This is a genomic window from Mesorhizobium sp. M0601, assembly GCF_040320845.1.
Lineage (GTDB): Bacteria > Pseudomonadota > Alphaproteobacteria > Rhizobiales > Rhizobiaceae > Mesorhizobium.
Genome location: NZ_JAMYQK010000025.1, coordinates 56,225 through 76,777, shown reverse-complemented (window position 1 = coordinate 76,777; position 20,553 = coordinate 56,225). Strand labels below are relative to the sequence as shown.

Below are 20,553 nucleotides of genomic sequence, written 5' to 3'. Positions count from 1 at the left end.
GTCGTGTCGAAATGCGGCTGAAGCGAACCTGAACTTGGGTCATTCCCTGGCACGAATGAGGCAGAACCTTGACGTTGCATCTTCGCAACAGCGAATGTCAGCAGGTTCGCCGTGCTGCACTGCACACGGCTTGGTGTAAGGGCTCCAGAGCCCTATATTGCGGGCGGGCTGGCCCGAATTCCGGTCGAGCCAAAACGCCCACCGGGCACTTTGCCACAATCCTGCCCCAGGTGGAAATGGGATTTAACGCTTGGCGGGCCATAATTTGCCGGCGCGATCCCGGCAGGCCGGAATCGGCATCGGATTAAGGATTGACAGATGAGCAAGGTCGCCGCGACGGCACTGGTGACGGGCGGTGCGAAACGGATCGGCAGGGCGATCGTCGAAGATCTTGCCGCGCATGGTTTTGCCGTCGCCATTCACTGCAATCGCTCGCTGGCCGAGGCGGAGGCACTGGCGGCCGAAATCAACAGTGGTCATTTTGGTCGACATGGCCGGGCCGCAGTGATTGCTGCCGACCTGACCGAGATGGACGCCGTCAGCAACCTGGTCGGTCGCGCGGCGGCGGCGCTCGGGCCGGTGTCGCTGCTGGTCAACAACGCCTCGCTGTTCGAGCACGACAGCGTTGAGGATTTCGACTGGCCGGCCTGGGATCGCCATTTCGCCATGCATGTCAAGGCGCCGGCGCTGTTGGCACAGACTTTCGCCCGGGCCTTGCCGCAGAACAGTGAGGGGCTGATCGTCAACATGATCGATCAGCGCGTCTGGCGACCGACGCCGCGTTATTTCTCCTATGCGCTGTCGAAGTCGACCTTGTGGGCGGCGACCGAGATGATGGCGCAGGCGCTGGGTCCCCGCATCCGTGTCAACGCCATTGGTCCTGGCCCGACCTTGAAGAACACGCGCCAGCACGACAGCGATTTCGATGCCCAGATTGCCGGGCTGATCCTGAAACGCGGCCCGGAATTGCCGGAATTCGGTGCCACTATCCGTTATCTCTGGGCGGCACGCTCGGTCACCGGCCAGATGATCGCGCTTGACGGCGGCCAGCATCTTGCATGGCAGACGCCCGATGTGACAGGCATGACGGAATGAGCCCCATGGACCAGAAACAAAAAACGCGCGGTGGCGCCGACGACCTGCCGCCCGAAATCGACCTCGAGGACGAGGCGGCCGAGGAAGTCGTCGAGCCTGCAGCCAGCGGTCCGGACGTTACCTTCACCGCCATCGACTGGACCCCGCATGCCGGCGACGCCGACGGCATGGTCGGCGCCGAGGTGATCCAGACGCTGGTAAAGCGGCTGCCCAATGCGCCCGGCGTCTACCGCATGATGAATGCCGCCGGCGACGTGCTCTATGTCGGCAAGGCACGCAGCCTGAAGAAGCGGGTCACCAGCTACGCGCAAGGCCGGTTCCACACCAGCCGTATCGGCCGCATGGTGCGCGAGACATCGACCATGGAGTTCGTCGTCACCCGCACCGAGATCGAAGCGCTGCTGCTTGAAGCCAACCTCATCAAGCGCTTGCGGCCACGCTTCAACGTGCTGATGCGCGACGACAAGTCGTTCCCCTATATCCTGTTGACCGGCGACCATGTCTCGCCCGGTATTTACAAGCACCGCGGCGCGCGCTCGCGCAAGGGCGACTATTTCGGCCCCTTCGCCTCGGCCGGCGCGGTTGGCCGTACCATCAACTCGCTGCAGCGCGCCTTCCTGCTCAGGAGCTGCACCGACTCCTTCTACGAGAACCGCACCCGGCCTTGCCTTTTGTTCCAGATCAAGCGCTGCGCCGGCCCGTGCACCGGCGAAATCTCGCACGGCGACTATGCAAGGCTTGTCGCCGAGGCGAGGGATTTTCTCTCCGGCCGCAGCCAGAAGGTGAAGACGGAGATCTCCGCCGCCATGCAGCAGGCTTCGGAGAACCTCGATTTCGAACGCGCCGCCATCTATCGCGATCGGCTGGCGGCGCTGTCGCATGTGCAGAGCCATCAAGGCATCAATCCGCAGACCGTCGATGAGGCCGATGTCTTCGCCATCCATCAGGAGGGCGGCCAGGTCTGCATCCAGGTGTTCTTCTTCCGCACCGGCCAGAACTGGGGCAACCGCGCCTATTTTCCCAAGGCCGATCCGGCGCTCGAAGCCGGCGAGGTGCTGGGATCGTTCCTGGCGCAGTTCTACGACGACAAGCCGACGCCGCGCACCATCCTGTTGTCGCATGGCGTCGAGGACCAGGAATTGCTGGCGGAGGCCCTCTCCACCCGCGCCGGCCGCAAGGTGTCGATCTCCGTGCCGCAGCGCGGCGAGAAGAAGGACCTGACCGACAACGCGCTGCAGAACGCGCGCGAGGCGCTCGGCCGGCGGCTCGCCGAAACTTCGACCCAGGCGCGGCTGCTCACTGGCTTTGCCGAGACCTTCGGCCTGGAAAAACCGCCGGTGCGCATCGAGGTCTATGACAACTCGCATATCATGGGCACCAATGCCGTCGGCGCTATGGTCGTCGCCGGGCCGGAAGGTTTTGTGAAGAACCAGTATCGAAAGTTCAACATCCGCTCGACCGAGATCACGCCAGGCGACGATTTCGGCATGATGCGCGAGGTGATGCAGCGGCGCTTTTCGCGGCTGTTGAAGGAACATGGCGACGCCCCGCAAACCGAGGGCGCGGGCGAGGCGAGCCCTACCGAACCGGGCGACGATATCGAGGACGCGGGCGGCTTCCCCGCCTGGCCCGACGTCATCCTCATCGACGGCGGCCAGGGCCAGATGACGGCGGTGCGCGAGATCCTCGCCGATCTCGGCATCGAGGACCGCGTCGTGGCCATCGGCATCGCCAAGGGTCAGGACCGCGATGCCGGCCGCGAACGCTTCTTCGTCAAGGGCAAGGCCCCATTCTCGCTGCCCGTTCGCGATCCGGTGCTCTATTTCGTGCAGCGGCTGCGCGACGAGGTCCATCGCTTCGCCATCGGTTCGCACCGCGCCCGCCGCAAGAAGGAGATGGTCAAGAGCCCGCTCGACGAGATCAGCGGCATCGGACCCGGCCGCAAGCGCGCGCTGCTGATGCATTTCGGCACGGCCAAGGCGGTCAGCCGTGCCGCCGTCGAGGACCTGGTCAAGGTCGACGGCATTTCCGAGCAGGTGGCGAAATTGGTCTACAATCATTTTCACGAGAGCTAAGACGTATTGCCGACATTTCGGCTGGCTAATCGATTCTGGCCTGTTGACCCCCCACATTCGCTTCTGATTTGACTAAGCAGGCAGAAAGAGTTCCCAAAACATGGCTCAGCGCGCATTCAACCTGCCCAACATGCTCACCTATGCCCGCATCCTGGCGGTGCCGCTGGTGGTGCTGTGCTTCTTCCTGGAAGGGCATCTGAAATCGAGCGACTTCGCGCGCTGGTCGGCGCTCATCATTTTCCTGCTCGCCTCGATCACCGATTACTTCGACGGCTATCTGGCGCGCGCCTGGCAGCAGACCTCCAACATCGGCAAGATGCTCGACCCGATCGCCGACAAGCTGCTCGTCGCCACATGCCTGCTGCTGCTCGCCGCCGACACCGATCGCCATGCCGGCATCGCCGGCTGGTCGCTGTGGGCGGCGATCATCATCCTGTGCCGCGAGATCCTGGTCTCGGGCCTGCGCGAATATCTGGCGGCCTTGAAGGTCTCGGTGCCGGTGACGCAGCTCGCCAAATGGAAGACCACCATCCAGATGATCGCCATCGCCTTCCTGCTTGCAGGTCCCGCCGGCGACAAGATCTTCCCGCTGACCACGCAGACCGGGCTGGTGCTGCTGTGGATCGCAGCCCTGGTGACGCTCTACACCGGCTACGACTATTTCCGCGCGGGCCTCAAGCACATCATGGATGAATAGAATGTCGACGAAGCTCATCTATTTCGCCTGGGTGCGCGAGCGGATCGGCAGACCGGAGGAAGAGGTCGAACTGCCGGCCGGCATCGAAACGGTCGCCGACCTGCTGCGCTGGCTGAAATCGCGCGGCGAGGAGTACGAGAACGCGCTGCAATATCCTGACGTGATCCGCGTCGCCATCAACCAGGAACATGTCGAGCACCGCGAGAAAATTGCCGGCGCGCGCGAGATCGCGCTGTTCCCGCCGATGACCGGTGGCTGAACCATGTCCGCGGTGGTGCCCGTCGTGCGCATCCAGGCTGAGGATTTCGACGTCGCCGCCGAGATCGCCAGGCTGACCAGGGGTCGCAAGGACATCGGCGCTGTGGTGACCTTCTCCGGCCTTTGCCGCGACGAGCAAGGCAGGCTCTCGGCGCTCGAGCTCGAACATTATCCCGGCATGGCGGAAGCCGAGATATCCCGCATCGCCGGCGAGGCAATCGAGCGCTGGCCGCTGCAGGGGCTCACCGCGATCCATCGCCACGGCAAGATCGCGCCCGGCGAAAACATCGTGCTGGTAGTGGCGGCTTCCGCCCACCGGCAGGCGGCGTTCGAGGCCGCGAATTTCCTGATGGACTATTTGAAATCACGGGCGCCGTTCTGGAAAAAGGAACACCATAGCGACGGTTCCGAGGGCGGCTGGGTCGACGCCAAGGATGCCGACGACAAGGCGGCGAGCCGCTGGAAGCAGCCGCCGTCCGAATAAATCCCGCGACAGCCATTCATTGACCGTAATCCTGCGAAACCCTTTGCCGGAAGGGGAGCAGGATCATGCTGGACAGGATCGCCGAGTTCTTCATCTTCGGACTGGTGCCGCTGGCCGTCGGCATCCTGGCCGTCCCGGATCGTTCCGCGGCTGCCGAAAAGACCCTCAAGGGCGAGGTGATGTATCGCGAGCGCATCGCGCTGCCGCCCAATGCCGTGCTTTCCGTGCAGCTTGCCGACGTGTCGCTGGCCGACGCGCCGGCCGCAATCATCGGTGAGCGCAAGGTGGTGCCGGCCGGCCAGGTGCCGATCAAGTTCGAGATCAGCTTCGATCCGCAGGTGATCCGGCCTGATATGACCTACGCGCTGCAGGCGCGCATCACTGTCGACGACCGGCTGCTGTTCGTCACAGATGCGCGCCACCAGGTCGACCCGCTCAGCGACGCGCCACAGACCATCATGCTGAAAATGGCGGCGCCGAGCGATGCGCCGGCGGCAGCCTCGGTGTTCGGCCAAAGCTGGCTGGTCGAATATATCGACGGTGTCGGCGTGATTGCCGAGCCGCGGGCGACATTCCGGATCAGCGAAGCCGGCAAGGCCGGCGGCAAAGGCCCTTGCAACGTCTATTTCGCCACCGCCAAGGTAGACGGCTCGACGATCGCCATCAGCGACATCGGCTCGACCTTCAAGGCCTGTGCGCCTCAGGTTATGGCCGAGGAAAAGGCGCTGTTCGAGGCGCTGGCCAAAGCGACATCCTACCACGTCGACGCCGGCAAGCTTGTCATCATTGACAGCGGCGGCCGCGACATTCTGCGCTTCAACGCCGCGAGCTAGCGCTTAGTCCGCCCCGATTGGCCTGCGGCAGCCGCATGCCGATCACGATGTGTTTCAGCGGGAATAGGCCGGGCAGGGGGCGCGTTAGTTCTTCATAAAATGGCGGGTAAGGCAAAAGGGACGTTTGTCCCTTCGTTGAAGCCGCCAGAATGGCTGCGGCTCGTTCTGGCCTTAACTCAAAGGAGTCCAGACATGAAAACGCACACGCTTATCCTTGCCGCCACCGGTGCATCGCTCCTTGCCTTTACCGGCCTTGCCAAGGCGGACGACCATCTCGTCAATGCTCTTGACCACGGTCTCAAAGCGGACAGCCAACCGTTCCAGGCCAACAAGGCCGGCCATAGCGGCGATCTCGCACCGGGGCAGGGCAGCCCGTTTTCAGGTGAAGAGACCAAGACCCCGTCCACCGACACGGAAGCGGCGAACGAACATGCGAACGTGAAGGAACGCGAGGCGAAATAGACTGGCAGAACCCGCCGCTAGGGGGCGGCGGGCGACATGTATCGGGCGACGATGCCGCATTTCATGCGATATTTCTCAATTCGTCGCGAGTTTGAATACCGCGCCATAGTGATAGGGCGGCACATCAACCAGCTCGGCGAGCTTGAACCCGCTCGCTTCCACCGACGCGGTGGTCTGTTCGGGTGACAGCCTCAGCTCGGTCTTTGGCCCGCGCGGCTCGCCCAGGACCGTGGTCTGCTCGCGCGGATACTGGTGCCAGTTGACGATGGCAAAACGACCGGCAGGGCCAAGCGTCGCGCGCACGGCGCGGGCAAGCCGCGGCCGATCCGGAACGCCGTGGAAAGCGTTGGCGATAAAGACGAAGTCGACGGTTTGAGGCACCAGCCTGGCAAGTTCATAGGCGTCGCCCGCCAAAAACTCGCAATTGCTCGCGCCTCCTTCGGCCAGCCGCAGCCTGGCGACTTCGAGCAGATCGGCATCAATGTCGATAGCGATCACATGACGGGCGACCCTGGCGATTGGCAGCGTGAACCAGCCGTCGCCGCAGCAGAGATCGACCACGTCCGTGCCGGGCTTCATGCCGACTGCCGCCAGGACACTGGCAGGCTCGGGCCACAGCGCTTCCCACCAGCCGCCGGTTGGCATTTCGGTGCCTTGGAAGAAACCGGGAATGGTGCTGGTCATGGCCTGGTCGGCTCCATTGTCGGGACCGCGTTTGATCCGCCCCTCCGAGCTTAACGCACCCGTGACCCGTCGAGGAGCCTGAAGCTGAAAATGTCCGCCACTGCATGTCGCGCAAAACTGTGCAGCGGTTTTGCGATAACGACATGCATCAAGACAAGAACCTGAAGCCCGTCGCAGGAGGCCGGTCGAACGCGACGCGCTTTAGCAAAAAAGGCCGGCTTTGTGCCGGCCTTCTTGATGGGGTTCGGGATGCCGGCTCAGCCGACGATCTCGGTGTCCGAGAACCAGTATTTGATCTCCTGCGCTGCGGTTTCGGGCGCATCGGAACCATGCACGGAATTCTCGCCGATCGACAGCGCGTGCAGCTTGCGGATGGTGCCTTCGGCGGCGCTTGCCGGATTGGTTGCGCCCATCACTTCGCGGTTCTTGGCAATGGCGTTCTCGCCTTCCAGTACCTGCACGACTGTCGGGCCCGACGACATGGATTCGACCAGCTCGCCGAAGAACGGACGCTCCTTGTGGACGGCATAGAAACCTTCCGCCTCGCGGCGGCTCATCCACACCCGGCGCGAAGCGACGACGCGCAGGCCGGCATCTTCCAGTATCTTGGTGATAGCGCCGGTGAGATTGCGACGGGTCGCGTCCGGCTTGATCATGGAAAAAGTGCGTTCGAGCGCCATGGGATCGTCCTTGTCATGGAGAGTGGAATTGAAGGTGGCGGGCTCTATACAAGCCGCCCGCCGGCTTGCCAAGGGGAGGCCGGCGCAGCGCGCATTTCTGCGCTGGGGCGGCGGACTTTCAAGTCGAACCATGCCGCCGCTCATCTTTTTGTTGAGCATCGGATTTTCCAGAAACCGTACTCACTTTGGATCCGACCGACTGGGCTATAGCGCGTCGTCGTCAGCCTGACACAACGTCGTCATAACTGCATCTCGATCGTCAGGTTGGCCGTGTCGCCAGCCCCGAGGCCTTCGCCACCCGCACCGCGGTCTTGATCGGCAAGAGCAGGCTGCCGGATTTCTGGTCGGGAAACAGCGATGTCCGCCATCTGGTCTGGCCGATGACGGCTTCCACGCCAAGCGAGCCCCAGGGCCTTGCCATCCCCACCATCGCCGTCTTGATCCGGGCCCCACACTCCGGCGGCAGCGTCACGAAATGCCAGCCGCCCTTGCCCGGATAGACCCAGATCTCGGCCTGCATGTCGTAGCGGAACATTCTATGCCCTTCCTCAGGTCAAGCCCGTCACGACTGGCTTTGCCATGGTGTCTTGCTGGCAATGCTGACGATCGGCGAAACCATCCATGACATCCACAGCCCTGCAGGGAGGAGTCATTCTTCCCCGCGCAGCGCCGCCATTCCACTACCGCCTTGTCACGATAGACGGCCGCCGGGTTTCCCAGCCTTCCCGCTCCAGTTCCGGCACGCTGTGGTTCTCGCTGGGGTAGCCGATGCAGAAGTAACCGATCAGCGTCCACTCCGGCGGCACATCCAGGATCGTCGCCATCTCCGCCGGATCGAGGATCGAGACCCAGCCCATGCCTATTCCTTCGGCCCGCGCCGCCAGCCACATCGTGTGGACCGCCATGACAGCCGAATAGTCTATGGTGGCCGGCATGGTCTGGCGGCCGAGCCCATGCCCTTGCTCGGTTGCGCGGTCGGCGAAAACCGCAAGCTGGCAGGGCGCCTCATTCAGGCCGGCAAGCTTCAGGCGCGAATACAGGGCGGCGCGTTCACCGCAAAAGGTTTGGAGTGCCTCCGCGTTGCAGCGCTCGAAGCAGGCCCTGACGGCGGCGCGGCATGCTTCGCTCTCGGCGACGACGAAGCGCCAGGGCTGGCTCAGCCCGACGGACGGCGCGGCGCTGGCAAGCTCGAGCAGCCGCTCCAGCGCTCCATCGGGGAGCGGCGTCGGCTTGAACCGCCTGACGTCGCGCCGCCACAGGAAAAGGTTGGCGAGCGCAGCGCGAAAATCGGCCGGGAACTCTGGGTTTGCCGTCATGGCGCGCTGCCTTTGTTGTGATTGCCCGGTTCGCCGGATGTTCGTCTTGTTTGCTTCGATCCAGGCACTGATGAGGCGCTTCGAGCGACACTTCGTCTACCCGCATTGTCGCATTTCGCCGGCTGGCAACTTGCAGCTAAGGCCGGACGACATCCCTGCCGGCAACGCCGTTGGACCTCGATCGGCAAAACAAAACCCGCCTCGGCAGGCCGGGCGGGCGTCGGTGCGAATCATCACCATATTGAGATTAGTAGCATAGCTGCCGGCACAAAGCAAGAACAAAATGTGGCGCCTCCGATAAAAACTGCCGATTTCAACTCTCGAGCGGGGCGATCGCTGCCGCCGCGACGTTGCGGCCGAGGCCGCCATGCAGATCGAGGCATCGTTCGAACCATTGCGCCACGACGTCGCTGTCGTCGAGCAGCCGGTAGGGCGTGGCGATGCGCGCCCATTGCAGCGCGCCGAAAACGATGTAGTCGGCAAATAGCGGCGACCGGCCGCCGATGAAGGGCTGATAGCCAAGCATCGAGCGCAGCGGCTCCAGCGAGGCGCGGAAGCCGGCGAGCCCGGCGTCGCGGGTGGCGTAAACCGCCTCCAGGGGCTTGCCGAAGCGCTGCTCGCGGTTCTGCCGGAAATAGGCGGCGTTCGCCTCGTCCTGCATAGCGTGCAGGTCCAGTATCTCAGCGGTGGTGACGTAGGGATGGATGGTCAGCTGCGACCAGCGTTCGATGAAGCGCGCCGTCGCCTTGCCGCCGTCGCCGGAAAACAACGTCGGCCGCTCGGGATAGGTCTCCTCGAGATAGAGCGCGATGGCGAAGGAATCGGCGACCACCGTCTCGCCGTCGCGGATCACCGGAACGAGCTTCGAGACGCCGCCTTCCACCTTCGGCACTTCGACGAAACGGGTCGGCACGCTGGTGATGTCGAGCCCTTTGTGGGCCAGCGCCATCGCCGCCTTCCAGCAATGTGGGCTGAATGGGCGGGCGGCATCGCGTCCGACAAGGTCATAGAGCAGAATGGTCATTGGCGGCAGCGTCCTTGCAGTCTAACTATGCCCGAAACGGACCCGCGCAGGGGGTCTCGCAGGTCGGGAGAATGAAACAGCATTTCAGGATGTTTGCGGCCTACAATCAATGGGCCAACGGCCGCATCTACGATGCCGCCGCCGATCTCGACGAGGAAGAGTTCGACCGCAATGTCGGCGTCTTCTTCGGTTCGATGATGGGAACGCTCAACCACCTCCTGGCAGCCGACCGTATCTGGATGAAACGCTTCACCGGCGAGGGCGACGCGCCGGCAAGGCTCGACACGGTCCTGCACCGCGCCTTGCCAGGCTTGCGGCTGGCGCGCGAGGCCGAGGACAAACGGATCATCGACTGGGTCGACGGCCTGAGCGACAAGGCGCTGTCGGGCCGCTTCTCCTACATGACCGTCTCGGATATGCGCACCGTCTCGCAGCGGCTGGCGCCGGCGCTCGACCACTTCTTCAACCACCAGACCCACCACCGCGGCCAGGCGCATGCGATCCTGACCATTCTGGGCAAGCCAAGCCTCGGACTGGACCTGACGATGTTCCAGCGCAGCGAGGAGGGCAGGGCTTTCGCCTGAATCTGGGGCGGCTGGTGACGCGGACGGTGGATAGAGGACAATCTGCCGAGATTGCAAAACGCGCCGAAACATTTTATGGAGCGGACGGTCGTGAGGGCGGCCGCTTCAGCAGCATTCAGCAGCAACAGCGAGAATTGGCACGCATGCCCAATGAACCCTTGCGCCTCGTGGCGTTCTTCGCCGTGGTCCTGGCGCTTCTCAACTCCGGTTATTTCCACCAGGGCGACATTGTCGCGACCATCTATTTCATGATCGGCGCCATTCTTGTGACCGCGGTCACCCGGATGAGCATCAGACGGCAGCTGATTTAGGACCGATCTCCTTATCTGGCCGCCATCTCGACGGCTGGTTTCGCTTCGACTGCGATCGAATTGAAGCAAAGTCTTAGGACTTCGTTTGCGCTGTTGCTTCAAGGTAGCCGGCTGAAGCAGGAGCAAAAGCATGCAGATCGATTTGTCCCCGACGAGCTGGGGCAGGGTCGTGGCGGTTACCGTCGCGGGCACGGCAGTCTGCATTGCAGCCGCATTCCTCGTCGATTCCTTCAATTTCCCGTATTTGTCGCCGGAAGCGCTGTGGCGGGCGCAGCTCACAGACCTGCTGCTGCCGCTTGTCCTGGCCAGCTCGTTCTTCTTCTTCCTCATGTGGAAAATGCGCCAGCTGGCGATCGCGCAGAAGGTACTGGCCGTCGTCGCGGCGACCGACAGCCTGACGGCGGTATTCAACCGGGGTGCATTTTCCATGCTCGTCGAGGCCTATCTCGAACAGGCCCGCAGCCATTCCGTCGTAAATGCCGGAGCCTTGCTGATCGTCGATGCCGACCATTTCAAATCCGTCAACGACCGCCTCGGCCACGACTGCGGAGACCAGGCGCTCAAGCTGATCGCCAGGACAATCCAGGGCCAGCTGCGCGGCGCCGACATCGTCGGCCGGATCGGCGGCGAGGAATTTGCGGTTTTCCTTCCCGGCGCAGATCCTTCGCAGTCCTGGCTGGTGGCGGAGACAATTCGCCGGCGCGTCCGTGAGGCGGAGTTCTCGCCTGGCGGCCGGCCCTGTCCTCTCTCGGTCAGCATCGGCGGCGTCGCCTTCAGCGGGCCGACCACCTACGCCGAGATGTTCGTGGTGGCGGACAAGCACCTTTACAGGGCCAAATCGAACGGCCGCGATCAGGTCAGTTTCGAAACCGCGGCAGCGGGCGACCCGCCGGGCGGCGGCCCGATGACGGTCCATTGATGGTCGTTTCTGTCAGGCGGCGTAGCCGCCGAGGCCCCGGGCGACCGGCTTGACCGAGACCGCCGGCTGGGCGGCCGGCCAGAGGATGCCTGCCGTTACGGCAAAGGTGATCAGGGCGTCGCGTGCCGCTTCGGGCGAGATATCGCCGGCACGTGCCGCCTCGCAGGCCTTCACCGCGGCGCCATAGCTCAGCCGGCGGCGCGAAGGCGGGAACTCGGTCAGGAATTCGTGCATCTCGGAGAACGAAGCGATCGTACGCTTGTAGCCGGCGCCAACGGTTAGGGCGACCGGGGTGGAAAACGTCCTGTCGTGCATTCTGGCCTCTCGAATGGGCGGAGGTCACGGCGGACGCCGTTCTCCGGTCTGGGGGTCGGGCAGAAACGCGGATCACGGCGCGAGGTTCCATGTTGCCGGGATTGTTTTTTCGCCGGCTCCGGGAGCGGTCGCCGGGCGAGCAGCGCCGACGTCGAGGCGGGTGCCTATTTCCACATGCCGCGCATGCGGGCGCCGAGGTCGACACGTACCTGCGGCTGGCGGCGCGGATCGTCTCTGGCCTGGACGCTGGCCCATGCCACCTGCTCGAAGGCGCCGAGGATCGAGCGCGGGATGAAGCGCGTGCGCGAGGCATAGACATGGCGGTCGCCGCGCGCCGCCTGGCCATGGACGAAAAAGCGATGCGGCATGACCAGGTGCAGGCTGTCCTTGGCCCGCGTCATCGCCACGTAGAGCAGCCGCCGCTCCTCGTCGACATCCTCCTTGCTGCCGACGCCGAGATCGATCGGGATGCAGCCGTCGACGGTGTTGAGCACGAAGACGTTCTTCCACTCCTGGCCCTTGGCCGAATGGATCGTCGAAAGGATCAGATAATCCTCGTCGCGGTGTGGCGGGCCGGCCTCGTCGCTGGTCGCGTCCGGCGGATCGAGTGTCAGCTCGGTAAGGAAGCGCTCGCGCGACGCATAGCCGGAAGCGATCTGCTCGAGCTGCAGGAGATCGGCCCGGCGCGTCGTTGCATCCTCGTGGATGCGTTCCAGATGCGGCTCGTACCAGAGCCTGACCTGTTCGATGTCGGCCGGCCATTTTTGCGCGCCGGCGCGCAGGCCGCTATAGAGCGCGACAAAGCCCGGCCAGTCGTCGGCGGCACGCTGCGGCGGCCGATAGCGGGCAAGCCCCATCGTCTCGTCAAGCGAATTTGCCATGGTCTCGACGATCGCATTGGCGGCCGAAGGGCCGATGCCCGGCAGAAGTTGCAGCACGCGAAAGCCGGCGACGCGGTCGCGCGGGTTTTCGGCAAAGCGCAGCACGGCCAGCATATCCTTGACGTGGGCGGCATCGAGGAATTTCAGCCCGCCGAACTTGACGAAGGGGATGTTGCGGCGCGTCAGCTCGATCTCCAGCGGGCCGCTATGGTGCGAGGCGCGAAACAGCACCGCCTGTGATTTGAGAACAGTGCCGGCCTCGCGTTCGGTGAGTATCGCCTGGCAGACATAGCTCGCCTGCTCGGTCTCGTCGCGCACGCTGACCAGCTTCGGCTTTTCCGCAGATTTGCGCTCGGTCCAGAGATTTTTGGTGAAACGTTCCGACGCTTCGCCGATCACCGCATTGGCGGCCGCCAGGATGGTCTCGGTCGAGCGGTAATTGCGCTCCAGCATGACGACTTCCGCCGGCTGCGCGAACTGCTTGGGAAAATCCAGGATATTGCGTACTTCCGCGGCGCGGAACGAATAGATCGACTGCGCGTCGTCGCCGACCACCGTCAGCCCCGATCCGTCGGGCTTGAGCGCCGTCAGGATCGATGCCTGCAGCCGGTTGGTGTCCTGGTATTCATCGACCAGCACATGGTCGAAACGCGCACCCAGATGCGCGGCGATTTCCGGCTCGCCGGCCATCTGCGCCCAGTAGAGCAGCAGGTCGTCGTAATCGAGCACATTCTGCGCCTGCTTGGCCTCGACATATCGTGCGAATAATTGCTTCAGCTGTTCGGCCCAGCCGGCGCACCACGGGAACACCGAACCCAGCACCTCGCCGAGCGCCGCCTGTGCGTTGACGGCGCGCGAATAGATCGCAAGGCAGGTGCCCTTGGTCGGGAAGCGGGCTTCGGTCTTCGAAAACCCAAGCTCGTGGCGGGCGAGGTTCATCAGGTCGGCGGAATCCTCGCGATCGTGGATGGTGAAGGCCGGATCGAGACCGATCTCCAGCGCATAATCGCGCAGCAGCCTGGCGCCGATGCCGTGGAACGTGCCGGCCCAGCTCAGCGCATCGGTAATCACCGAGGCATCGCGCCCCAGCACCTCGCCGGCGATGCGCTCGACCCGCTTGGCCATTTCCGCTGCGGCACGGCGCGAAAATGTCATCAAAAGGATGCGGCGCGGGTCGGCACCCCTGACGATCAGATGCGCGACCCGGTGCGCCAGCGTGTTGGTCTTGCCGGAGCCGGCGCCGGCAATCACCAGCAACGGCCCGGCGATCTTGCCGTCGCCATGTTCGACGGCAAGCCGCTGCTCGGCGTTGAGCTTCGCCAGATAGGCTGGCTGGAAGGACGAATCACGGGCGGCGAGGTTCATCGCCCATCAAGCATCGTTTCTGCTTTGTTCGCAACGGTTTGCGGAGCCGGAATAGGCCCCGTGAGCGAAGAAGCCTTGCGGGCAGGCTTGTCGACTAACGCTCGGGCTCGACGCCCATCCTTGCCGATTGCCGCCGTAGCGCCTCGCGATCGTCCTGTGGCGGTGGCAACAGCAGCGGATCGAAATCGTCGGGCACCTCATCGATCACTTTCTTGGCGACGCGATAGGCGACATAGACGATTGCCCCGGCGATGAGCAGACGGATCATGCCTTCCTCCATTGATTGTGCAGCAACCGGAGACGCGGCATTTTGTTCCCGGGCCCCTTGGCGAATGCGGGAACGACACCGGCCGCGCAACCAAATCGCCGACGCCTCGTTGTCGGGCGAGAGGAGACTGCGATGAAAAAGCGCTCAATCCTGCTGCTTATGGCAGCTCTGACTGTTGCGGGTTGCGACAACAACATCCAGCCGACCAAGGCCCCTGGCGACACGGTCGATCAGAACCCGCAGGTCGACAAGAATCCGGTGCCGAAGTCGACGACCGGCGGCGATCAGCCCGGCACGCCGCCGAAACAATGACCGCCTCAAATGGCGTCGGCGCCGGTCAAGGAAGGTGGCCGGCGCCGCTTGGGAGGAAGCTGATGGCGCCGGCCAGGCGGAGATCAGGCCCGCCGCACATCCAAGGATAGCCGAGTCTTTCCGCAGCGTCATGGTCGATAGCGTACAGACGGCACGCCCCTGTGGACAAACCTGCCGGCCACAGCAGCGTTTGTTCATCACATAGTTCATTCTTCCCATGGAACAAACCAAGCTGCTGCGTGTTTGGATGTCGATCGGACGCTCCCAAGGCCGCCGTTCACGAAAGAGCCCGCTCTCCTTGTCCCCCCTCAGGATAGCGGGTTCTTTTTGCGTTTTGCGGGAAGTCGCGGCGCGCGGGGTCGACATCACCAGCTTTGTCGGTTTTCGCGGCTTATGCGGCGAACCGGGGCTCAAGCCCTTGCGAAGCATGGTTTTCCCGTGCAAAAGCCCGGCCATGCTGATCATCAACGACCTTTCGCTCCGCATGGCCGGACGCCTGCTTCTCGACCATGCCTCACTGACCTTGCCGGCCGGTAGCAAGGCTGGCCTTGTCGGGCGCAACGGCACCGGCAAGACGACCCTGTTCAAGGCGATCACCGGCGACCTCGCCTCCGAGACCGGCTCGATCAGCCTGCCCAAGAACACGCGCATCGGCCAGGTGGCGCAGGAAGCGCCGGGCACCGAGGAGCCGCTGATCGAGATCGTGCTCAAGGCCGACCTTGAGCGGAGTGCACTGCTCGAAGAGGAAAAGACGGCGACCGATCCGCACCGCATCGCCGACATCCACATGCGGCTGGCCGATATCGATGCGCACTCGGCCGAGTCACGCGCGGCCACCATTCTCGCCGGCCTCGGCTTCGACGATGCCGCGCAGCGGCGCCCGGCCTCGTCCTTCTCCGGTGGCTGGCGCATGCGCGTCGCGCTGGCCGCCGTGTTGTTTGCCGAGCCCGATCTGCTGCTGCTCGACGAGCCGACCAATTACCTCGATCTCGAAGGCACGCTGTGGCTGGAAAACTACGTGTCGAAATACCCGCACACCGTGCTGCTGATTTCGCACGATCGCGACCTGCTCAACCGCGCCGTCAACTCGATCGTCCATCTCGACCAGAAGAAGCTGACCTTCTGGCGCGGCGGCTACGACCAGTTCGAGCGCCAATACACCGAGCAGCGCGAATTGCAGGAGAAGGGCCGCGTCAAGCAGGAAGCCGCGCGCAAGCACATGGAATCCTTCGTCGAGCGCTTCCGCGCCAAGGCTTCCAAGGCGAGGCAGGCGCAGTCGCGCATCAAGGCGCTGGAGAAGATGAAGCCGATCGCCGCGATCGTGAACGACACGGTGCGGCCGTTCTCCTTCCCCGAGCCGGTGAAGACGGTGGCCTCGCCGATCATTGCGCTGAACAACGTCAATGTCGGCTATGTCGAGGGCGAGCCGATCCTGAAGAAGATGACGCTGCGCATCGATGCCGACGACCGCATCGCGCTGCTCGGCGCCAACGGCAACGGCAAGTCGACTTTCGCCAAGCTTTTGGCCAGCCGGCTGAAGCCGGAGACCGGCAGCATGACGGTGGCGCCCGGGCTGAAGGTAGCAATCTTCGCCCAGCACCAGCTCGACGACCTCAGGCCCGACGAAAACGCCTATGAGCATGTCCGCCGGCTGATGCCGGATGCGCCGGAATCCAAGGTGCGCGGCCGCGTCGCCCAGTTCGGCCTGACCACCGAAAAGATGAACACCGCCGCCAAGGATCTGTCTGGCGGCGAAAAGGCGCGGCTCCTGATGGGCCTGTCGGCCTTCGAGGGGCCGAACCTGTTCATCCTCGACGAGCCGACCAACCATCTTGATATCGACAGCCGCGAATCGCTGATCCATGCGCTGAACGATTTTCCCGGCGCGGTCATCCTGATCTCGCACGACCGCCATCTGCTCGAAGCGACCGCCGACCGGCTGTGGCTGGTCAAGGACGGCGCGGTTAATCCGTATGACGGCGATCTCGAGGATTATAAGACGCTGGTCACCGGCGTCTCCGGCGACCGCCGCGGCAAGCGCGAGGCGGACAAAGCCTCGAAGGCCGACCGCCGCCGCGACGCAGCCGCGCGCCGCGCCGCCTTCGAGCCGCTGGCCAAGGAAATCCGCGCCACCGAAGCGCTGATGGACCGCCTCCGCAAGCGCATCGACCTGATCGAGGACGAACTCGCCAACCCGGCCGTCTACGAAAAGGACCCGTCGACCGCGACAAGGCTGGCCAAGGAGCGCTCACAACTTGCGCAACAGCTGGTCGGCCATGAGGAAAAATGGCTGTCGATGTCGGCGGAGTACGAGGAAGGCACGGCGGAGTAGGAAGAGCGCAATCTCCCCCCTCGCGGGAGATACCCGAAATGCCGCGCCTACGACGCGTTGCTCAAGCGTGTCGCGTCATGTGGCCGGGTACGTTCCCGGATACCCAAATGGTTCGCGGTAGGAGGTGAATGAGATGCTTGAAGGTCGGGAGTGGCGCAAAAAAGATGGAGCGTCAGACGAAGCGATCGAGAAACTCAGGGACGTGGGGCCTTTGGTCCTGCCTGAAGGCTATGTTGCCCTTCTCTCTTTCAGCAACGGTGGTGAGGGCCCCTGCCAGTCCAGCCGCTATGGCTTGCCTTGCACGCTGCGGAAGAGGTGATCGAAATAGAGCAACAGGGGACATTCAAGGAGTTCTTTCCGGGTTTTTTCGTTATCGGCAGCAACGGGGGCGGCGAGGCGATTGCGTTCGATCTACGCACAGTGGGGCTTTATCCGCTCGTTGCGTTTGACATGACAAATATCGATCTTGTCGAAAGCGTTTGGCCCATTGCGCCGGACTTTGATGCATTCTTGGACTTGATCGGCCTTTCCGACGAATAGCCCAGAGGGGGATGTAGGCCCGCCCATCTGGCCCTACACGTCGCCATATCAACCAGCTAGTTTGCTCCCATGAATCAGCACGCCAAGCTCAAAATCGGCCATTCGGCCTGTCCGCATGATTGCCCTTCGACCTGCGCGCTCGAGGTCGAGCTGCTCGACGCCAGGCGCATCGGCCGCGTCCATGGCGCCAAGGCCAACAGCTATACGGCCGGCGTCATCTGCGCCAAGGTCGCCCGTTACGCCGATCGCGTCCATCATCCCGACCGCCTGCTGAAGCCGCTGGTGCGGGCCGGCGCCAAGGGCGACGGCGCCTGGAAGGAAGCGAGCTGGGAGGTGGCGCTCGATCTGGTCGCTGAAAAATTCATCGCGGCGGAGGCAAAATACGGCTCGGAGACGGTCTGGCCCTATTACTATGCCGGCACGATGGGGCTGGTGCAGCGCGACGGCATAGAGCGGCTCAGGCACGCCAAAAAATATTCCGGCTTCTTCGGTTCGATCTGCACCAATCTGGCCTGGACCGGCTGGATGATGGGCGCCGGCGCGCTGCGCGGCCCCGACCCGCGCGAAATGGCAAAGTCCGACTGCGTGGTGATCTGGGGCACCAACGCCGTGGTCACGCAGGTCAACGTCATGACCCACGCCATCAAGGCGCGCAAGGAACGCGGCGCCAAGATCGTCGTCATCGACGTCTACGAAAATGCAACGATGAAGCAGGCCGATCTCGGCCTGGTGCTGAAGCCCGGCACCGACGGCGCGCTGGCCTGCGCGGTGATGCACGTGCTGTTCCGTGACGGCATGGCCGACCGCGCCTATCTGGAAAAATACACCGACGATCCGCACGGTCTGGAAGCGCATCTTAATACGCGGACGCCGCAATGGGCCGCAGACATCACCGGGCTTTCCGTCGACGAAATCGAGGCCTTCGCCCGTCTCGTCGGCACGACGAAGAAGACCTACTTTCGCCTCGGCTACGGTTTTTCGCGGCAGCGCAACGGTTCGGTCAACATGCACGCCGCGGCCGCGATCGCCGCGGTTACCGGCTGCTGGCAATATGAGGGCGGCGGCGCCTTCCATTCCAATTCGGGCATCTTCAAGCTCAACCAGGAGCTGCTCGAAGGCACGCGGATGCGCGATCCCTCGATCCGCCATCTCGATCATTCGCGCATCGGCCCGGTGCTGACCGGGGCTGAGGATGCGCTCTATGGCGGCCCGCCGGTGACGGCGCTGCTGATCCAGAACACCAATCCGGTCAATGTCGCGCCGGAGCAGCGGCTGGTGAAGCAAGGTTTTCTGCGCGACGATCTGTTTGCCTGCGTGCACGAGCAGTTCATGACCGACACCGCCAAGCTCGCTGACGTGGTGCTGCCGGCGACGATGTTTCTCGAGCATGACGACGTCTACAAGGGCGGTGGCAACCAGCACATCACCCTCGGGCCGAAGCTGATCGATCCGCCGGAAGGTCCGCGCACCAACCATTTCGTCATCGAGGAGCTCGGCAAAAGGCTCGGTGTCGCCGATCGTCCTGGCTTCGGCATGACCGAGCAGCAGCATATCGACATCATCCTGGGCAAGCGCGGGCTGGGCAGCTTTTCGAGCCTGAAAGAGCAGAAATGGGTCGATTTGCAGCCGGATTTCGAGGCCGCACATTTCCTGGACGGCTTCGGCCATGCCGACAAGAAATTCCATTTCCGCGCCGACTGGACGGGCCAGGCCGCACCCAACCGGCCGCCGAAAAGCATGGGCCTGTTCGGACCCGTGGCGAACCTGCCGGAATTCCCCGACCACGTCGACCTGATCGAGGTGGCTGATGAGAAGCATCCGTTCCGGCTGACCACCTCGCCGGCGCGCAATTTCCTCAATTCGACCTTTGCCGAAACGCCGGTGTCGAAGGCGAAGGAGGGAAGGCCGGAGTTGCTCCTGCATCCCGATGATGCGGCGGCACTCGGCGTCGCCGACGGCGGCCGTGTCGAGGTCGGCAACCAGCGTGGCGAGGTGGTGCTGCACGCAAAGCTGTTCGACGGCATTAAGCGCGGCGTCGTCGTCGCCGAAGGCATCTGGCCGAACAGCGCCCATGAGCGCGGCGAGGGCATCAACGTGCTGACCGGCGCCGATGCGCCGGCGCCCTATGGCGGCGCCGCCTTCCACGACAACAAGGTCTGGCTGCGCCCGGCGGATTGAGCGTCGGAACGATATCTCCATCCGGCCGTTTTCGCGTGGCGGGTGGAGGCATTGTCATGGCAGAAGTGTTGCCGGCGCCGGATCCCATCGGAAGGACACTGTCGTCCGGCGAACTCGTGACCACGATGTCCCACTTTCATCGCGCCGAGATTGCGCGCATGGCTGGGTGGCGTGACCGCCTGGACCGGACGAGCAACTGGGCGATAACCGTTGTCGCAGCAATGCTGTCCGTTTCGCTTTCGACAGCCAGCGCTCACCATGGTGTGCTGCTGTTTGCCATGCTGCTTGTTCTGCTGCTGCTGTGGATAGAGGCCCGCCGATATCGCTTCTTCGACTTCTACCGGGCTCGCGTGCGCCAGTTCGAACGGCACTATTTCGCGCAGATATTCTCGCCGCAGCCGGACTTCGCGTCCGATTGGCTGTTGATCGTCGGCGAGAGCCTGCGCGCGCCGAAATTCCTGATTTCGCAACGCATGGCTTTGGCGCGCCGCCTGCGTCGCAATTACATCTACATGCTGCTGATCCTGCTGCTGGCCTGGATCCTCAAACTGTCGACCCCCAGTCTTCTGACCGAAGGTGTCCGCATCGGCTTCGTCGGGTCGATGCGTGAGGCCGTCGCCAGTGCTGCCTTGGGTCCAATTCCGGGCGCCGTCATCGTCGTGCTGGTCGCCGTCCTCTATGCAGGCCTGCTGGTGACAGCATTTCTGACAGAGAGCGACGACGGCGAACTCTCCTTTGGAGATGTCCACGTCTAGCAACGCCCTGTCTAGCAACGCAACGCCCTGTCGCGCGTTGTTGGACACGTGCATTGGGCGATGGGGGCTTCATGGCTTGGCAGGCTCCGACACGTTCCAGCCTGGCGCTGCTGGTTTGCGCTTTCGTCCCCGCGGGGGCGGCCTGGGCAGCGCAGACGCTCGTTGCCGGTACCCGGGCCTCCGGC

The 20,553-nt window shown here is 63.7% G+C and carries 23 protein-coding genes; 15 read left to right on the top strand and 8 right to left on the bottom strand.

The window, feature by feature from the left end:
* Nucleotides 1-318: 318 nt before the first annotated feature.
* From NKI41_RS21330 to NKI41_RS21300, 7 genes are all read left to right on the top strand, one after another.
* Nucleotides 319-1,095 (top strand): SDR family oxidoreductase, encoded by a 777-nt coding sequence (locus NKI41_RS21330; RefSeq protein WP_352472599.1) that lies wholly within the window; start codon nucleotides 319-321, stop codon nucleotides 1,093-1,095.
* The gene (gene uvrC / locus NKI41_RS21325; RefSeq protein ID WP_352685006.1) at nucleotides 1,092-3,170 is read left to right on the top strand and encodes an excinuclease ABC subunit UvrC; all 2,079 of its coding nucleotides are present in this window, start codon (nucleotides 1,092-1,094) and stop codon (nucleotides 3,168-3,170) included. The genes NKI41_RS21330 and uvrC overlap by 4 nt, the downstream gene beginning before the upstream one ends.
* Before the next feature lie 100 nt (nucleotides 3,171-3,270).
* Nucleotides 3,271-3,867 carry a CDP-diacylglycerol--glycerol-3-phosphate 3-phosphatidyltransferase gene (gene pgsA / locus NKI41_RS21320; protein WP_352481786.1) on the top strand — a complete coding sequence of 199 codons (597 nt, stop codon included), beginning with the start codon at nucleotides 3,271-3,273 and terminating at the stop codon, nucleotides 3,865-3,867.
* A gap of 1 nt (nucleotide 3,868) precedes the next feature.
* On the top strand, nucleotides 3,869-4,126 hold the full coding sequence (gene moaD, locus NKI41_RS21315; RefSeq protein WP_023677674.1) for a molybdopterin converting factor subunit 1: 258 nt from the start codon (nucleotides 3,869-3,871) through the stop codon (nucleotides 4,124-4,126).
* A gap of 3 nt (nucleotides 4,127-4,129) precedes the next feature.
* Nucleotides 4,130-4,609: a molybdenum cofactor biosynthesis protein MoaE gene (locus NKI41_RS21310; protein ID WP_352685004.1), complete on the top strand. Its 480-nt coding sequence runs from the start codon at nucleotides 4,130-4,132 to the stop codon at nucleotides 4,607-4,609.
* Nucleotides 4,610-4,674: 65 nt separating this feature from the next.
* Complete coding sequence (locus NKI41_RS21305; RefSeq protein WP_352685002.1) at nucleotides 4,675-5,442, top strand: YbaY family lipoprotein; 768 nt, start codon at nucleotides 4,675-4,677, stop codon at nucleotides 5,440-5,442.
* Nucleotides 5,443-5,634: 192 nt separating this feature from the next.
* Nucleotides 5,635-5,904, top strand: coding sequence for a hypothetical protein (locus NKI41_RS21300; protein ID WP_352684999.1), 270 nt, complete (start codon nucleotides 5,635-5,637; stop codon nucleotides 5,902-5,904).
* Between the two features lie 75 nt (nucleotides 5,905-5,979).
* Here the strand turns inward: NKI41_RS21300 and NKI41_RS21295 are convergent, their stop codons facing one another.
* The 5 genes from NKI41_RS21295 to NKI41_RS21275 all read right to left on the bottom strand — a co-directional run bounded on the left by NKI41_RS21295 (nucleotide 5,980) and on the right by NKI41_RS21275 (nucleotide 9,608).
* Nucleotides 5,980-6,588, bottom strand: coding sequence for a class I SAM-dependent methyltransferase (locus tag NKI41_RS21295; protein WP_352684997.1), 609 nt, complete (start codon nucleotides 6,586-6,588; stop codon nucleotides 5,980-5,982).
* A 257-nt stretch (nucleotides 6,589-6,845) separates the two neighbouring features.
* Nucleotides 6,846-7,268, bottom strand: coding sequence for a nucleoside-diphosphate kinase (gene ndk, locus NKI41_RS21290; protein WP_023677669.1), 423 nt, complete (start codon nucleotides 7,266-7,268; stop codon nucleotides 6,846-6,848).
* A 259-nt stretch (nucleotides 7,269-7,527) separates the two neighbouring features.
* Nucleotides 7,528-7,803: a DUF1905 domain-containing protein gene (locus tag NKI41_RS21285; protein WP_352684994.1), complete on the bottom strand. Its 276-nt coding sequence runs from the start codon at nucleotides 7,801-7,803 to the stop codon at nucleotides 7,528-7,530.
* Nucleotides 7,804-7,948: 145 nt separating this feature from the next.
* Complete coding sequence (gene bluB, locus NKI41_RS21280) at nucleotides 7,949-8,584, bottom strand: 5,6-dimethylbenzimidazole synthase (RefSeq protein WP_352684992.1); 636 nt, start codon at nucleotides 8,582-8,584, stop codon at nucleotides 7,949-7,951.
* A gap of 313 nt (nucleotides 8,585-8,897) precedes the next feature.
* The gene (locus NKI41_RS21275) at nucleotides 8,898-9,608 is read right to left on the bottom strand and encodes a glutathione S-transferase family protein (protein ID WP_352684989.1); all 711 of its coding nucleotides are present in this window, start codon (nucleotides 9,606-9,608) and stop codon (nucleotides 8,898-8,900) included.
* Between the two features lie 71 nt (nucleotides 9,609-9,679).
* Between NKI41_RS21275 and NKI41_RS21270 the strand changes: the two genes are divergently transcribed.
* The 3 genes from NKI41_RS21270 to NKI41_RS21260 all read left to right on the top strand — a co-directional run bounded on the left by NKI41_RS21270 (nucleotide 9,680) and on the right by NKI41_RS21260 (nucleotide 11,422).
* Complete coding sequence (locus NKI41_RS21270) at nucleotides 9,680-10,192, top strand: DinB family protein (protein WP_352472607.1); 513 nt, start codon at nucleotides 9,680-9,682, stop codon at nucleotides 10,190-10,192.
* Between the two features lie 14 nt (nucleotides 10,193-10,206).
* Nucleotides 10,207-10,503 (top strand): hypothetical protein, encoded by a 297-nt coding sequence (locus NKI41_RS21265; RefSeq protein ID WP_352684987.1) that lies wholly within the window; start codon nucleotides 10,207-10,209, stop codon nucleotides 10,501-10,503.
* Between the two features lie 130 nt (nucleotides 10,504-10,633).
* The gene (locus tag NKI41_RS21260) at nucleotides 10,634-11,422 is read left to right on the top strand and encodes a GGDEF domain-containing protein (RefSeq protein WP_352684985.1); all 789 of its coding nucleotides are present in this window, start codon (nucleotides 10,634-10,636) and stop codon (nucleotides 11,420-11,422) included.
* A 12-nt stretch (nucleotides 11,423-11,434) separates the two neighbouring features.
* On the opposite strand, the gene NKI41_RS21255 is transcribed toward NKI41_RS21260, so the two are convergent.
* From NKI41_RS21255 to NKI41_RS21245, 3 genes are all read right to left on the bottom strand, one after another.
* Nucleotides 11,435-11,737, bottom strand: a complete 303-nt coding sequence (locus NKI41_RS21255; RefSeq protein WP_352472610.1) for a DUF982 domain-containing protein — start codon at nucleotides 11,735-11,737, stop codon at nucleotides 11,435-11,437.
* A 164-nt stretch (nucleotides 11,738-11,901) separates the two neighbouring features.
* Complete coding sequence (locus tag NKI41_RS21250) at nucleotides 11,902-13,983, bottom strand: ATP-dependent helicase (RefSeq protein ID WP_352684983.1); 2,082 nt, start codon at nucleotides 13,981-13,983, stop codon at nucleotides 11,902-11,904.
* Nucleotides 13,984-14,077: 94 nt separating this feature from the next.
* Entirely contained in the window at nucleotides 14,078-14,251 is a 174-nt protein-coding gene (locus tag NKI41_RS21245; protein WP_023677660.1) for a hypothetical protein, read from the bottom strand.
* A 132-nt stretch (nucleotides 14,252-14,383) separates the two neighbouring features.
* Here NKI41_RS21245 and NKI41_RS21240 point away from each other — a divergent pair, with 132 nt between their 5' ends.
* The 5 genes from NKI41_RS21240 (at nucleotide 14,384) to NKI41_RS21220 (ending at nucleotide 20,368) form a co-directional block, all read left to right on the top strand.
* Nucleotides 14,384-14,563 carry a hypothetical protein gene (locus NKI41_RS21240; protein ID WP_023677659.1) on the top strand — a complete coding sequence of 60 codons (180 nt, stop codon included), beginning with the start codon at nucleotides 14,384-14,386 and terminating at the stop codon, nucleotides 14,561-14,563.
* A gap of 454 nt (nucleotides 14,564-15,017) precedes the next feature.
* Nucleotides 15,018-16,895, top strand: a complete 1,878-nt coding sequence (locus tag NKI41_RS21235; protein WP_352684981.1) for an ABC-F family ATP-binding cassette domain-containing protein — start codon at nucleotides 15,018-15,020, stop codon at nucleotides 16,893-16,895.
* Nucleotides 16,896-17,210: 315 nt separating this feature from the next.
* The gene (locus tag NKI41_RS21230; protein WP_352684979.1) at nucleotides 17,211-17,435 is read left to right on the top strand and encodes an SMI1/KNR4 family protein; all 225 of its coding nucleotides are present in this window, start codon (nucleotides 17,211-17,213) and stop codon (nucleotides 17,433-17,435) included.
* A gap of 69 nt (nucleotides 17,436-17,504) precedes the next feature.
* The gene (locus NKI41_RS21225; protein WP_352684977.1) at nucleotides 17,505-19,613 is read left to right on the top strand and encodes a molybdopterin-containing oxidoreductase family protein; all 2,109 of its coding nucleotides are present in this window, start codon (nucleotides 17,505-17,507) and stop codon (nucleotides 19,611-19,613) included.
* Nucleotides 19,614-19,669: 56 nt separating this feature from the next.
* Nucleotides 19,670-20,368 (top strand): DUF2270 domain-containing protein, encoded by a 699-nt coding sequence (locus NKI41_RS21220; protein ID WP_352472615.1) that lies wholly within the window; start codon nucleotides 19,670-19,672, stop codon nucleotides 20,366-20,368.
* The last annotated feature ends 185 nt before the right edge of the window (nucleotides 20,369-20,553 follow it).